Below are 12,739 nucleotides of genomic sequence, written 5' to 3'. Positions count from 1 at the left end.
CCCGGCAGCCCCGACACTCAGAGCGACTTGCCCGCGGCCACCATCGCCGTGCCCACGTGGTGACGAATCTCGTCCACGCGCGCGTCCCAGCTCTCGTTGAAGATCTTCTCCGCGCGCTCGCGGCTGGGGCCCGGGCCCTCCGCGAGGCACTCGTCCACCTTGGCCACGAAGTCCTCGGTGGACTTGGCGATCTTGCACAGGCCCACCTTGCGGACCTCCGGCAGGTCCGTGGACACCACCGGCAGACCCGAGGCCAGGTACTCGCGCACCTTGAGCGGGTTGGCGTTCAGCGTCAGCTCGCTGATCTTGAACGGCATCAGCGCCACGTCGAACGCGCGGCTGTAACCCGGCAGGTCCGCGTACGCCTTGCGGCCGAGCATGTGGATGTTCGGCTCCGCCCGCAGCCGGGAGTCATCGCAGTCCGGCGTCGTCTTGCCGATGATGACCACCGAGCCCTCGGGGTGCGCGCGCGCCGTGGCGATGATGGCGTCCTGGTCCACCCAGTCCGCCACCAGCCCGAAGAAGCCGATGACCGGCTTGGGCAGGTTCGCGATGTCCGCGGGGATGACCGTCGTCGGATCACACGCCTTCACGAAGTGGCGGAAGTCCGTGCCGTGACGCACCAGCACCGTGCGCGGGTTGACGCGGGACTTGTTGTCCCTCAGACGCTCGGCGGACGTGATGCACAGGTCCGCGCGACGCAGGAGCCGGTCCTCGAGCTCCGCGATGTGCCGACCGTTGGTGTCGCTGAAGGCGGAGAACTCGTCCACGCAGTGGTAGACGACGAACTCCTCACCCAGCGTGCCCGACACCGGCGCCGACGCGGGCAGGAAGCTCCAGGAGATGGGCCGCTGGAAGTTCAGCTGCTTCATCGCCCGGCGCACCTGCAGCCGGAGCAGCTCGCGGTTCGCCCCGCGCACCATCTCCGAGCCGTAGAACGGGATGGCCAGCGGCGACAGGACGTGGAGGTTGGGCTCCACCTCGCGCAGGCCCTGTGTGAAGCGCTCCAGCTTGGAGAAGATGCGCTTCACGTCGTGCGCGTTCGCCTTCGGCGCGCGGTTGCCGATGCTGTTCACCCAGAGGATGCGGTTGTCCCTGGAGAGGATCCGCATGATGTGGACCTTCGACAGCGGGTCGCCGTCCCAGTCGTTGGAGAACACCACCAGGTCGCGCCCTCGGAGCGCCCGGCGCGTCAAATCCAGGTCATCACTGCGACGCATCTCTCATCTCCCCTGTGTCTGAAGTCCTCGCGGGAGTCCCGCGAATCTCGTGTGAAGAACCGCTCATGCCGCGGGCGCCGCCTGCACGGGCGCGGACCGACGAGGCGCCAGCGCCTCGTACAGCTCCAGCAACACCGGCCCCACGTCGGGCGAGGCCACCTTCGCCGGCCCCGCCGCCACCGCCTCGCCGATGCTCGTCGCGAGCGACGCCGCGTCCCCCGCCCGGAACAGCCGCGTCCCCTCCGGCCGCGCGCAGACGTCGCTCGCCACGCAGGGCACGCCCAGGGCCAGCGACTCGCGCACGGAGATGGAGTCCCCGTCATGCGTCGTGGGCCGCAGGAAGACATCGCCGCGCGCGATGAGCCCCAACGCCGCGGGGTGGTCCAGCTCTCCCAGCACCTCGAGCTGCCCCGCCACGCCCAGCTCGCGCGCGTCGCGGATGAACTCCTCGGAGTCCGTCCCGGGGCCGAACAGCGCCAGCCCCACGTCCGGATGGGACTCCATCAACTTCCGCAGCGCCCGGAAGGCCACCTTGCGCCCGTACACGGGCGAGGGGTGGTGCGCCATCGTCAGCAACGGACGCCGCCGGGCCCGCGCGGCCTCCACCTTCACGGGCACCTCGCCCGCCTGCACCTGCGAGGCGCAGAAGGCGGGCTGCACCAGGACCTTCTCCGCCGGCACGCCGCACGACAGCAGCGCCTCACGCACCGCCAGCGAGACGGCGATGATGCGCGTGTAGCCCGCGAGCGCCACCCGGGCGAACGCGCGCCGCGCCGCGGACGCCGCCAGGTAGTCCGGCAAGAGCCCCGAGTGCAGCGTGATGAAGCGGGGCGCCCGACCCGCGGGCACCCCGGCCACCATGGCCGCGAGCAGCCAGGCCTTGGGGTTGTTCCCGCTGGTGTGGACATGCACCGTCCACCCCGAGGCGAGAAACCCGGTCAGCCTGAGGCCGAAGTGAGCGGGGCTGCGCACCGGGAGCACGTCCGGAACCGGCCGGCCGCCCTTCCCGATGTCCAGCACCTTCGCTTCGACCCCACGGCTGCGCAGGAACCGATGAAGTTGTTGAACGTGAATCGCCACGCCCCCGAACGGAGGCGGATGGTCTCCCACCAGGAGCACGCGCATGGCAGGCCCTAGCTCGGCACCGACGACGCCGAAGGAGGCACCGCCGACAGCGGCGAGCGACGCGGCAAGAGCCCCATCTCCCGCTGATACGTGGTCAGCGGATCCGGATCCTGCCGGATGACCCGCGCGGGGATGCCCGCCACCACCGAGCCCGGCGCCACGTCCTTGAGCACCACGGCGTTGGCGCCGATGACCGCGAAGTCACCGATGTGGATGTTGCCGAGAATCTTGGCGCCCGCGCCCACCCGCACGTAGTCGCCGATGATGGGCGCGCCCTCGATGCCCGAGCGTCCACCAATCGTCACCTGCTGAGAGATGAGGCAGTGGCGGCCGATCTTCGCCGCCTTGTGGATGACGACGCCGATTCCGCCGTAGCCCAGCTGCGTCCCCTCGCCGATGTCGGCCTCGTCCGGGACGTAGGAGCTGTGCAGGTAGTAGATGGCCTTGCGCAAGAGCGCGGGCAGCAACGGAACCTTCTTCAGCCGCAAACCGCGAGCCATCCGGTACAACGTCATCGCATCGACACCCATCCACGCCTCCCCTGACCCAACCTCGCGACGGGGAGCAACCTAGGTACCGTTCCCCCGAGAGGGAAGTAGGCCCCAGGCGCATCCCGACTTTTCCTCAGGCCGTCCTCCGGGGACGCAGGCCCGCGAGCACCGCCAGCGGCCGCACCCCCGCGACGTACAGCATCACCACGTAGCCCACCGAGAAGAGCACCCCGGCCACCGCCAGCGGCAGCACGCGCCAGAAGAAGCCCTGGGGCAGGTGCCCCCACGCCCCCTGCGCCGCCGCCCGGAGCACGAACACGGCCAGCCCCGCCGCCCCCGCCGCCAGCGACGCGCGCCCCAGCTCCCGCCACGGGATGACGTCCACCAGACGCAAGGAGCGTCGGGGCGTGGACAGCGCCGCCGGAATCCGGGTGAGCAGCAGCACCTTGCCCACCACCTCCGCCACCGCCCACGAGCCGATGCCGCCCAGCATCCCCAGGTGCTTCACGCCGAAGTACACCAGCGGCACCGTCACCGCCGCCTTCACCGCGTACGACACGAAGATGGCCCGCGTCAGCCCGCGCGCCCTGAGCGTCCCGTCCATGGGCAGGATGGAGAGCACCACCCCGAGCACGCTGATGCGGAACACGGGCACGGCCGGCAGGAACTTCTCGCCGAACAGCGCGCCGATGAACTCCGGCGCCGCCGCGAAGAGGAACGCCGCGAAGGGCAGGAACACGTACGCCAGCTTCCCCGCCGCCTCGCGGAACGCGTCCACGCCCTCCTCCAGGCGCCCTTCCCGCTCCAGCTCCCCCAGGCGCACCATCAGCACCTCGCTGGTGGGCGTGTAGAGCAGGTCCACCACCGGCAGCTGGAAGCAGCCCACGCGGTACAGCGCGTACATCGCCGGCGCCACCGCGCCCGCCACCATGTACAGGTGCGCGTTCTGCTGCGGAATCGCCAGGAACATCGCCGCGCCGAACGGCGCCGCGTACGCCAGCTGCGCGCGCAGCAGCGGCCCGCTCACCAGGGGCCCCGTGACACCGCGCAGACAGACGACCCACGTCGCCACGAAGCGCAGCGCCGTGAAGCCGCACACCGCCACCATCAGCCCATGCAACGAGAAGCCCAGCAGCGGCGGCAGCACCATCACCGAGGCCCGCACCGCGTCCGACACCAGGTACACCACGGCCGAGGCCTTGGTGCGCCCCTGCGCCGTGAGCGACACCTCCAGCGGGAAGCTGCCCAGCAGGAACGCCGTGTAGGCCGCCAGCTCCCAGCGGTAGTCGAGCAGCCGCGGGTTGGAGAACCACCCCGCCACCGGGCCCATCAACGCGAAGACGAGCAGCGCGCCCACCACGCCCGCGCCCGACATGAACAGCAGCGTCTGTCCCAGGTACGGCCGCTTCTCGCCGGTGCGCGGCAGGAAGTAGTACAGGCTCTGCACCACGCCGAACGGCAGCACGTAGTAGAGCGTCGTGGCGATGAGGAACAGCTGGTAGTACGTGCCGTACTCGTCCAGGTTCAGCACCCGAGCGAGCACGAGCGGAATGGACAGCGTCAGCCCGGCGGTGAACAGCCGGGCCAACACCAGGGGACCGGCGCGGCCGAGGAACGAGCCCCCCGCCGCCGCCGGTGATGCCGCTCCGCTCACGGAGCCTCCTTCAGGGCCGCTCCGTCGGGCGTCGCCAGCACGTTGCCCATCAGGCCGCCGCGGAAGGAGTGCGTCCTGCGCCCCGGCACCGGGCGGCTCACGCCGAGCAACCCGAAGCAGTCATCCAGCTGGCAGCCGGTGAGCGGCGACGAGTAGTCCCCGAGCATCCCCAGGCTGAAGTTCTCCCACAGCACCTTGCGCTTGAGGGTGAACGGGTCCCCGCCGATGCGGTTGGGCAGGTCCTCCGTCGTCACGCCCGAGCGGAAGCCGTTCGCGGCGAGCACGCGGATGACCTCGTCCGAGTACCACCCGTTGCAGTACGCGAAGTCGCGCACCTGGATGCCCACCTCCGCCTCGATGGTCCGCTTGGACTCGAGGATCTCCTGCTCCACCACCGCCTGCGGCTCCAGCGTCAACACCGTGTGCCCCAGCGTGTGCGCGCCGAACTCGAACCCGTCGCGCGCCATGCGGCGCACCTCGTCCCAGTTCATGACGTCGCCCTGCTCGGGCACCAGGTCCTGGCCACCGCCGAGCTGCTGCTCCAGCGCGTCGATGATGGCCGTCAGCACCCGCGTGGGGTGCTCTCCGATGAAGTCATCCAGCGCCGCGGACACCGTCTTCTGTCCGGAGAGGATGGGGCCCAGCAGCTCCATCGACGCCTCCGGCAGCGCCGCGTACACCGGGTGGTAGTGCCGCTCCTGCGCGCGCCTGAGCAGGTGGAAGAGGCGGTCATGGTTGAACCGCCGCTTCGTGCCGATGAACGCTGTTGGCAGATAGGTGATGGCCGGCACGCCCATCTGCTTCAGGATGGGGTACGCGTACCGGTACACGTCCCGGTACCCGTCGTCGAAGGTGATGACGCACAGGTCCTTCTTCGCCACCCTCCGGCCCGACATCACGTCCACCGCGTCGCCAATCGACGCCAGCTCGAAGCCGGCCGCCGAGGCCTCCTCGAGATGACGCCGGAACGTCTCCTGGCTGATGAGCAACCCCGGGATGGAGCGCTGGAGCTCCCCGGTGAAGTCGCTCACCACGCGGTGATAACTCACGATGAGGATGCGCCTGCCACCCGACTGCACCCTCCGATAGGCCGCCATCGCCCGACGCATGCCGCTGTAGTGCAGCACGCCAGCGGTCGCCGCCTTGACCGCCCTCCGCAAGACCCTCGCCGTTGCCATCACGCCCTCCGCGGAAAAGGAACCCCTGGCCCACGTTCCCCTCAGGGAACTTCCAACTCGCGCGGGAGCCATTGCAGGGGTGATGCCATAGCCGATTCAGGCGCCTGACGTCCGCGCTCGGGGGGACGCCCGGCGGGACGAGAGGGATGACGACGGCTGGACACGTTGCACCAGGGAAACACGGCGGACCACGCGGGCACACCGTGCCCCACCCATTGGAAAAACTTTCCTGTCTTCAGGGTCGCCCCACCCCTGGCCGGCCAGCCGCCCGGGTTTCACTGGATGACAGTTGCGATTCCGGATACGAACGAGCATCCCGATGACTCCCCACTCCGCCGCTGCCGCGCTCGCGTTGCATGACGTCAGCAAGCGCTATGGACGTCGCTGGGCGCTGGCGCGGCTGACGTACGCGCTCCCCGCCGGACGCTCATTGCTGCTCACCGGCCACAACGGCTCCGGAAAGACGACGCTGTTGCGCATGCTCGCCACCGCGCTGAGCCCCACCGCGGGCCGCGTGGAGGTGCTGGGCAAGGACGCCGTCGTGCACCGCGACGAGCTGCGCCGCGACGTGGCGCTCCTGTCCCACGCCAGCTTCCTCTACGAGGACCTCACCGCGCACCAGAACCTCACCGTGCTGGCGCGGCTGCTGGGACACCCCTCGCCGAAGGACGCGGCGGAGGGCCTGCTCGCACGGGTGGGCCTGGGCAAGCGCTCGGACAACCCGGTGCGCGGCTTCAGCGCCGGCATGCGAAAGCGCCTGGCCATCGCCCGGCTGCTGATGAAGGCCCCGACGATCGCGCTGCTGGACGAGCCCTTCGGCGAGCTGGACCCGGAGGGCATCCGGGAGATGGAGGGCATCATCGCCCAGCTCAAGTCGGGCGGCGTCACGGTGGTGTTGGCGACGCACCTCATCGACCAGGGGCTGTCCCTGTGCGAGGAGCGCCTGCACCTGCAGGACGGACGGGCGGTGTCGGCGTGAATCTGCCAACAAGCCCCCAGCGCCCCCGGCCCCTCGGACTCATGGGCGCCACGCTGGCCCTCTTGCGCAAGGACCTGCTCATCGAGTGGCGCACCCGCGCGCGCCTCAACGCCATCGTCTTCTTCGCGCTGGCCACCCTGCTGATGTTCTCCTTCGCGCTGGGCCCGGACACGCGCCTGTTGGAGAAGAACGCCGGCGGCTACTTCTGGCTGGCCATCCTCTTCGCCAGCGTGCTCGCCCTGGGCGAGTCCTTCCGCGTCGAGTCCGAGAACGCCTGCATGGACGGCGTGCGGCTGGCCCCCGCGGACCCCCGCGCCATCTACCTGTCCAAGGCCCTGGGCAACGCGCTGCTCCTCGTCGCGCTGGGCATCCTGCTGTTGCCCGTCATGGTCGCCCTGTACGGCGTGCGGGTGGTCATGGGCGCGGTGGACCTGGGCAGTGTCCTGCTGCTCGGCAGCCTGGCCCTCAGCGCACCGGGGACGGTGTACGCCGCGATTTCCAGCAATGCCCGGGCAAGGGATGTGCTCCTGCCTCTGCTATTGTTCCCGCTGGTCATCCCTGCCCTGCTGTCCGCGGCCAAGGCGACCACCCTCGTATTGCAGGGAGACCCCATGAATCAGTTGGGCTCATGGCTGGGGCTTTTGCTCGGTTTCAATCTGATTTACTGGGGCGTGGGCTTCATGCTCTTCCCTCGCATCATCGAGGACTGACGGATGAACAAGCTCATCAAGTGGGGCCTCCCGGTGGTGGGCCTGGGCGTGCTCGCGGCGGGCTGGTGGTTGGGCCTGGCGTGGGCACCTCCGGACCGGGAGATGGGTGACGTGCAGCGCATCATGTACGTGCACGTGCCACTCCAGTGGGTGGCCATGCTGGCCATGTTCCTGAACTTCGTGATGGCGGTGGCGCACCTGCTCAAGTCGAAGCCGGGCTGGAAGCTGGACTCCCTGGCGGAGTCCTCGGCCGAGGTGGGGCTGGTGCTGGGCGCGCTGGGCATGGTGACCGGGGCCATCTGGGGCCGCCCGACGTGGGGCGTCTACTGGTCGTGGGACCCTCGCCTGACGTCGGAGGCCATCATGCTGGTGACGTACACCGGCTACCTGGTGCTGCGGCGCTTCGTGGAGGACCCCGACAAGCGCGCGACGTGGAGCGCGGTGGTGGCGATTCTTGGCGCCATCAACCTGCCCATCGTCTGGTTCTCGGTGCGCTGGTGGCGAAGCCTGCACCAGGTGCAGTCGAGCCCGAAGACGGTGGATCCGCAGATGGTGCTGCCCCTGCGCGTGGCGGCCATCGGCATGCTGATGGTCACCATCGCCCTGCTCATCCAGCGCTACCGCATCGCCCTGGCCGAGCGCCGGGCGGAGGTGGCCCTGCCGGACGCGCTGCCCGGTGCGGGCGCGCCGGATGTCCACAACACCCCGAAGGTGGCCTGACCATGACGACGCTGACGACGCTGGGAGTCCTCGCCCAGGCCGCGGGCCAGGTGGGAAGTGGCCGCATCCAGGGGGGCTGGGGCTATGTCTGGGCCTGCTACGGCATCACCGTGGCAGCGCTCGTGCTTTACTCGCTGTCCCTCTGGCTGCGCCGGCCCCAGGCCTCGCAGGACGCGAAGGAGTAAGTGGTCATGACGCCTGTCGCCCGTAATCGGATCTTCGCCCTGGGAGCGCTGCTCGTCGCGGGAGCTGGCCTGGGCTTCGTCGCCTTCGGCAACATCGGTGAGAACCTCGTCTACTACTGGAGCCCGTCGGAGATGCTGGCCCAGGGGGACAAGGCCTACACGGCCACCATCCGCCTGGGCGGCGTGGTGCAGCCCGGCAGCATCCAGTGGAACGCCGAGCACACCACCCTGCACTTCCGCGTCGCCAACGACGTGACGGAGGGCGCCGCCAGCGTGCTGGTGCGCTCCACGGAGACGCCGCCGCAGATGTTCCGCGACAAGATTGGCGTCGTGGTGGAGGGCACGTACGACGCCTCCGGCGTGTTCAGCTCCAACCGGCTGATGGTGAACCACTCGAACGAGTACCGCGCCCCCAAGGAGGGCGAGGACCCGAACAAGTGGCGTGAGACGCTGTCGGACAGCTCGACGACGGCGAGCGCGACGCCCGGAGCGGAGGCGCGGTGAACGGCTCGCTTGGATACGGACTGGTGCTCGGAGGGCTCGCGTTCGCGACCTTCGGCGCGCTGGTCGGCCTGGTCACGGGCCTGCGCCGCAGCGAGGCGGGCTTCCCGTGGGTGATGCGCGCGGTGTGGGGCTTCGCCGGCTGCATGATCGCCGCGAACCTGGTGATGGTGTACGCGCTCGTCTCGCACGACTTCAGCGTGAAGTACGTGGCGCAGGTGGGCAGCCGGGACACGCCGCTGCTCTACACGGTGGTGTCGCTGTGGAGCGCGCTGGAGGGGTCCATCCTCTTCTGGGGCTTCATCATGGGCGCGTACGTGGCGGCCTTCGCATGGCTGCACCGCCGCGAGCACGCGCGCTACATGTCGCTGGCGCTGGGCACCATGCTGGCGGTGGGCGTGTTCTTCACGTTCCTCATCGCCGGCCCCGCCAACCCCTGGGGCGCCGTGTCGCCGGTGCCGCCGGACGGCCCGGGGCCCAATCCCCTGCTGCAGAACCACATCCTGATGGTCATCCACCCGCCCTTCCTCTACCTGGGCTACGTGGGCATGACGGTGCCGTTCGGCGTGGCGGTGGCGGGGCTTTTGCGCGGGGAGATTGGCGAGGCGTGGATGGCGCCCCTGCGGCGCTGGACGCTGGTCGCCTGGCTGTTCCTGTCCATCGGCATCATCCTCGGCGCGTGGTGGGCCTACGCCGTGCTCGGCTGGGGCGGCTACTGGGCGTGGGACCCCGTGGAGAACGCCAGCTTCCTGCCGTGGCTGACGGCCACCGCGTTCATGCACTCGACGATGGTGCAGGAGCGCAAGCGGATGCTGAAGCTGTGGACGCTGTCGCTCGCGCTGGCGTCCTTCGTGTTGACCATCCTGGGCACGTTCATGACGCGCTCGGGCATCTTCAACTCGGTGCACTCCTTCACCCAGTCGGACATCGGCCCCACGTTCCTGGTGTTCCTGGGCGTGCTGCTGGTGCTGTGCATCGGCCTGCTGGCGGTGCGCGGGCCGCTGCTGGTGCCGGAGGGGCGGATGAGCTCGCTGGTGTCACGCGAGGCGAGCATCCTGGTCAACAACCTGGTGTTCGTGGCCATCACCTTCACCGTGTTGCTGGGCACGCTCTATCCGCTGGTGTCCGAGGCGGTGCGCGGCGTGCGCGTGAGCGTGGGTGAGCCGTACTTCAACAAGATGGCGGTGCCGGGCGGCATCGCGGTGCTGTTCCTGATGGGCGTGGGCCCGGTGCTGCCGTGGGGCACGCCGGACAAGGCCACGCTGCGTCGGCAGTTCATCATCCCCGCCGTGGTGGGGCTCATCGTCACCGCGGTGTGCTTCGCGGTGGGGCTGCGCGGCGTCTACCCGCTGCTCACCTTCGGGCTCGCGGGCTTCGTCACCGTCATCACGGTGCGCGAGCTGGTGGCGCCGGTGCGCGTGCGCATGTCGGAGCGCAAGGAGGGGCTGTTCACCGCGCTCGTCACCAGCGCCACCAAGGCGCAGCGCCGCTTCGGCGGCTACGTGGTGCACCTGGGCATCGTCCTCATCATCGTCGCGGTGGCCGCGTCGTCCGCGTACGTCAAGCACACGTCCGGCACGCTGAAGAAGGGCCAGACGATGCAGCTCGACGGCTACCAGCTGAAGTACCTGGGGCTGATGAGCGGCGAGGAGCCGCACCGCACCTTCGTGGCCGCGCGCGTGGAGGTGACGACGCCGGGCGGCAAGGTCACGGAGATGAAGCCCCGGCTCAACTACTACGAGCGGAGCACGGACCCCATCGGCACGCCCGCGGTGCGCGAGACGGCCGGCGAGGACTTCTACGTCTCGCTGATGGCGTTCTCCGAGCAGGCCGGCAACGCGAGCTTCAACGTCTGGGTCTTCCCGCTCGTGGGGTGGATCTGGTGGAGCATCCCGCTGCTGGTGCTGGGCACGCTCATCGCCATCTGGCCGCGGCGCAAGGCGGCGGTGGCGCTGTCGAGCGCGGAGGTGGGCGCGAGCCTCGCCGGGGGTGACGCGGAACGGGGGGCGGCATGAAGCGCTGGCGCTACACGCTGGGCTTCGTCGTCCTCTCCGTGGCGCTACTCACGGTGCTCTACAAGGGCTTCGGGCGAAACCCGCACGAGGTACCCTTCATGCTGACGGGCAAGCCCGCGCCGGACTTCGTGCTGCGCTCGTTGGACACCGGCGAGAAGGTGAGCCTGGCGGACCTGAAGGGCCGCCCGGTGGTCATCAACTTCTGGGCGTCGTGGTGCGGGCCGTGCCAGTACGAGCACCCGGTGCTCGAGTGGGGCCAGCGCGAGTACGGCTCGCAGGCGGTGTTCCTGGGCGTGGTGTTCGAGGACTCCGAGGACAACGCCCGCGCCTTCCTGCGGCGCCAGGGGTACAGCTTCCCGCAGCTCATCGACCCGCGCTCGCGCATGGCGGTGAGCTACGGCGTGGCGGGGGTGCCGGAGACGTACTTCATCGACCCGGCGGGCACCATCCGTGGCAAGCACGTGGGGCCCATCGACCCGGAGTCGCTCACCCGGCGCATCCGCGAGCTGACCACGGCGAGCCCGTCCGCCGCCGAGGCCCAGCGTCCGTAGGAGCTGCAACCGTCACCCGCGCTTCACCTGGGGCCTCTCGCTTCCGGTGAAAACCTCGTGTTATTCCACGACTTGCGTTGACCGTGAGGGCTCCCCCCGCCCTCCGCACAGCAAGGTGGGTTCATGCGGTGCCCGGAGTGCGGTGAGTCCTCGAACGCGCGGCTGAAGTACTGCGAGAACTGCGGCGGCAAGATGCCGGAGAGCCCCCAGGGGCTGACGGGCTCGCGCCCCGCGCTGCGGACGAACTCCACGCGACGGGCCATGGAGGAGCCGTCCTACGCGGCGGAGATCCTCGACGAGGCGGAGGCCCACAGCCAGGGCGCCGCCTACGTGCCCGCGGGCAGCCGCGACACCGCCGAGGACACGGACCCGGGCCAGTCGCGCCCCGGATATGACGGCCCCAGGTGGCTGGCGAGCGTGCCGGCGCACTCGCAGAGCATCGTGGGGCTCGCGGTGCTGTCGTTCGCGCTGGCGCTCTCCATCCTCCCCGCCTTCGATGGCGTGGGCGTGGTGGGCGCGCTGCTCGCGGTGGTGGGCGCGGTGCTGACGCTGGCGCGGGAGCTGAGGCTCGCGGGCGAGGCCCAGGGCGTCACGAAGCTCCTGCCGGAGGTGCTCTACCGCCCGGAGATTCCCGCGGCCTTCTGCGCGCTGCTGGCGGCGCTGAGCTTCCGCATGCTCGGGATTGGCGTGATGCCCGTGCTGTGGCTGCTGGCCTCCGGGCTCATCATCCATGACCAGTGGCGGAAGGTGATTGCCGGCCCCGACGGCGTGCTCGCGCGCTGGTTCGACCTGCGCCAGCTGCTGGTGATGCCGTCGGTGCTCACGCTCGGCGGCGTGGGACTGGCCTTGCTGACGCTGTTCGCGCCGTGGGCCACGCTGAGCACGCTGCCGGAGGTGCCGGACGCGCCCGTGCCCTCGGGTCCGCCGGAGCTGCGGGTCATCGGCGCGCAGCGGGCCGCGGATGACGTCCTGTACTCCGCGAACGCGGGCACCATCACCCTGACGGGATGGGATCTGTCCGGCGCGGTGCTGGTGGAGCTCTTGCTCTTGTCGGTGCTGGCGCTGCTCGCGCTGAGGCCCGAGGTGTCCCGCCCCGCGTGGACGCGCTTCGCGCCAGTGGGCGCGCTGGGCGTGGGGCTCTTGTGGGCGCTGTTGCACCTGAAGCTGTCACCCGGGCCGCTCATCTTCGTCGTGGGCCTGGCGGCCATGGGCGTCCAGGTGGTCCGTCAGCTGCGGGAGTCGCGGGATGCGCTGGCCCCCGCGCCCGCGTATGACGACGGCCTCGACGAGACGGAGCGTGTCGAGGACCCGAACCCCGATGACATGTATCCGGACGACGAGGGAAACCCGGATGACATGGGCCCGGACGACGAGGAGGAGCCCAAGCCTCGCGGCCGTTGAGGTAGAGCG

At 70.0% G+C, this 12,739-nt stretch carries 13 protein-coding genes; 8 read left to right on the top strand and 5 right to left on the bottom strand.

The features are described 5' to 3' along the window. Window positions 1–17: 17 nt before the first annotated feature. The 5 genes from exoP to exoL all read right to left on the bottom strand — a co-directional run bounded on the left by exoP (window position 18) and on the right by exoL (window position 5,587). Window positions 18–1,220 (bottom strand): spore coat polysaccharide biosynthesis glycosyltransferase ExoP, encoded by a 1,203-nt coding sequence (gene exoP, locus OWM54_RS38995; RefSeq protein ID WP_141324511.1) that lies wholly within the window; start codon window positions 1,218–1,220, stop codon window positions 18–20. 63 nt (window positions 1,221–1,283) lie between these two features. After that, on the bottom strand, window positions 1,284–2,345 hold the full coding sequence (locus tag OWM54_RS38990; RefSeq protein WP_223747708.1) for a glycosyltransferase family 4 protein: 1,062 nt from the start codon (window positions 2,343–2,345) through the stop codon (window positions 1,284–1,286). An 8-nt stretch (window positions 2,346–2,353) separates the two neighbouring features. Continuing rightward, window positions 2,354–2,875, bottom strand: a complete 522-nt coding sequence (locus OWM54_RS38985; protein ID WP_267700643.1) for a serine O-acetyltransferase — start codon at window positions 2,873–2,875, stop codon at window positions 2,354–2,356. A 94-nt stretch (window positions 2,876–2,969) separates the two neighbouring features. Further along, on the bottom strand, window positions 2,970–4,490 hold the full coding sequence (gene exoM, locus OWM54_RS38980; protein WP_223747707.1) for a spore coat polysaccharide flippase ExoM: 1,521 nt from the start codon (window positions 4,488–4,490) through the stop codon (window positions 2,970–2,972). Further along, complete coding sequence (exoL, locus tag OWM54_RS38975) at window positions 4,487–5,587, bottom strand: spore coat polysaccharide deacetylase ExoL (RefSeq protein WP_324289192.1); 1,101 nt, start codon at window positions 5,585–5,587, stop codon at window positions 4,487–4,489. The genes exoM and exoL overlap by 4 nt, the downstream gene beginning before the upstream one ends. A gap of 400 nt (window positions 5,588–5,987) precedes the next feature. Between exoL and ccmA the strand changes: the two genes are divergently transcribed. The 8 genes from ccmA (at window position 5,988) to OWM54_RS38935 (ending at window position 12,730) form a co-directional block, all read left to right on the top strand. After that, window positions 5,988–6,647 (top strand): heme ABC exporter ATP-binding protein CcmA, encoded by a 660-nt coding sequence (gene ccmA, locus OWM54_RS38970; RefSeq protein ID WP_223747706.1) that lies wholly within the window; start codon window positions 5,988–5,990, stop codon window positions 6,645–6,647. Window positions 6,648–6,688: 41 nt separating this feature from the next. Then, window positions 6,689–7,357 carry a heme exporter protein CcmB gene (locus tag OWM54_RS38965; protein WP_141331437.1) on the top strand — a complete coding sequence of 223 codons (669 nt, stop codon included), beginning with the start codon at window positions 6,689–6,691 and terminating at the stop codon, window positions 7,355–7,357. 3 nt (window positions 7,358–7,360) lie between these two features. After that, window positions 7,361–8,077: a cytochrome c biogenesis protein CcsA gene (gene ccsA, locus OWM54_RS38960; protein WP_223785201.1), complete on the top strand. Its 717-nt coding sequence runs from the start codon at window positions 7,361–7,363 to the stop codon at window positions 8,075–8,077. Window positions 8,078–8,079: 2 nt separating this feature from the next. Next, window positions 8,080–8,262, top strand: coding sequence for a heme exporter protein CcmD (locus OWM54_RS38955; RefSeq protein ID WP_141331425.1), 183 nt, complete (start codon window positions 8,080–8,082; stop codon window positions 8,260–8,262). A gap of 6 nt (window positions 8,263–8,268) precedes the next feature. Beyond that, window positions 8,269–8,766 carry a cytochrome c maturation protein CcmE gene (locus OWM54_RS38950; RefSeq protein ID WP_267700642.1) on the top strand — a complete coding sequence of 166 codons (498 nt, stop codon included), beginning with the start codon at window positions 8,269–8,271 and terminating at the stop codon, window positions 8,764–8,766. Next, a complete protein-coding gene (locus OWM54_RS38945; RefSeq protein ID WP_267700641.1) occupies window positions 8,763–10,778 on the top strand; it encodes a heme lyase CcmF/NrfE family subunit in 2,016 nt (671 codons plus the stop codon). The genes OWM54_RS38950 and OWM54_RS38945 overlap by 4 nt, the downstream gene beginning before the upstream one ends. Beyond that, complete coding sequence (locus tag OWM54_RS38940; RefSeq protein WP_223747702.1) at window positions 10,775–11,329, top strand: TlpA family protein disulfide reductase; 555 nt, start codon at window positions 10,775–10,777, stop codon at window positions 11,327–11,329. Before OWM54_RS38945 ends, OWM54_RS38940 begins: the two co-directional genes overlap by 4 nt. Before the next feature lie 123 nt (window positions 11,330–11,452). Then, the gene (locus OWM54_RS38935; protein WP_267700640.1) at window positions 11,453–12,730 is read left to right on the top strand and encodes a zinc ribbon domain-containing protein; all 1,278 of its coding nucleotides are present in this window, start codon (window positions 11,453–11,455) and stop codon (window positions 12,728–12,730) included. Window positions 12,731–12,739 lie beyond the last annotated feature (9 nt).

Source organism: Myxococcus sp. MISCRS1, from assembly GCF_026626605.1.
Taxonomy (GTDB): domain Bacteria; phylum Myxococcota; class Myxococcia; order Myxococcales; family Myxococcaceae; genus Myxococcus; species Myxococcus fulvus.
The sequence above is the reverse complement of the archived record's forward strand: the minus strand, read 5'-3'. Positions and strand labels throughout refer to the sequence as shown.

Excerpts from the sequence above, each read along its gene's own strand:
- OWM54_RS38985 (WP_267700643.1), bottom strand. The coding sequence starts at position 2,875 with ATGGGTGTCGATGCGATGACGTTGTACCGGATGGCTCGCGGTTTGCGG.
- exoL (WP_324289192.1), bottom strand. The coding sequence starts at position 5,587 with ATGGCGGCCTATCGGAGGGTGCAGTCGGGTGGCAGGCGCATCCTCATC.
- OWM54_RS38950 (WP_267700642.1), top strand. The coding sequence starts at position 8,269 with ATGACGCCTGTCGCCCGTAATCGGATCTTCGCCCTGGGAGCGCTGCTC.
- OWM54_RS38955 (WP_141331425.1), top strand. The coding sequence starts at position 8,080 with ATGACGACGCTGACGACGCTGGGAGTCCTCGCCCAGGCCGCGGGCCAG.
- ccsA (WP_223785201.1), top strand. The coding sequence starts at position 7,361 with ATGAACAAGCTCATCAAGTGGGGCCTCCCGGTGGTGGGCCTGGGCGTG.
- exoP (WP_141324511.1), bottom strand. The coding sequence starts at position 1,220 with ATGCGTCGCAGTGATGACCTGGATTTGACGCGCCGGGCGCTCCGAGGG.
- OWM54_RS38965 (WP_141331437.1), top strand. The coding sequence starts at position 6,689 with ATGGGCGCCACGCTGGCCCTCTTGCGCAAGGACCTGCTCATCGAGTGG.
- OWM54_RS38940 (WP_223747702.1), top strand. The coding sequence starts at position 10,775 with ATGAAGCGCTGGCGCTACACGCTGGGCTTCGTCGTCCTCTCCGTGGCG.
- ccmA (WP_223747706.1), top strand. The coding sequence starts at position 5,988 with ATGACTCCCCACTCCGCCGCTGCCGCGCTCGCGTTGCATGACGTCAGC.
- OWM54_RS38990 (WP_223747708.1), bottom strand. The coding sequence starts at position 2,345 with ATGCGCGTGCTCCTGGTGGGAGACCATCCGCCTCCGTTCGGGGGCGTG.
- OWM54_RS38935 (WP_267700640.1), top strand. The coding sequence starts at position 11,453 with ATGCGGTGCCCGGAGTGCGGTGAGTCCTCGAACGCGCGGCTGAAGTAC.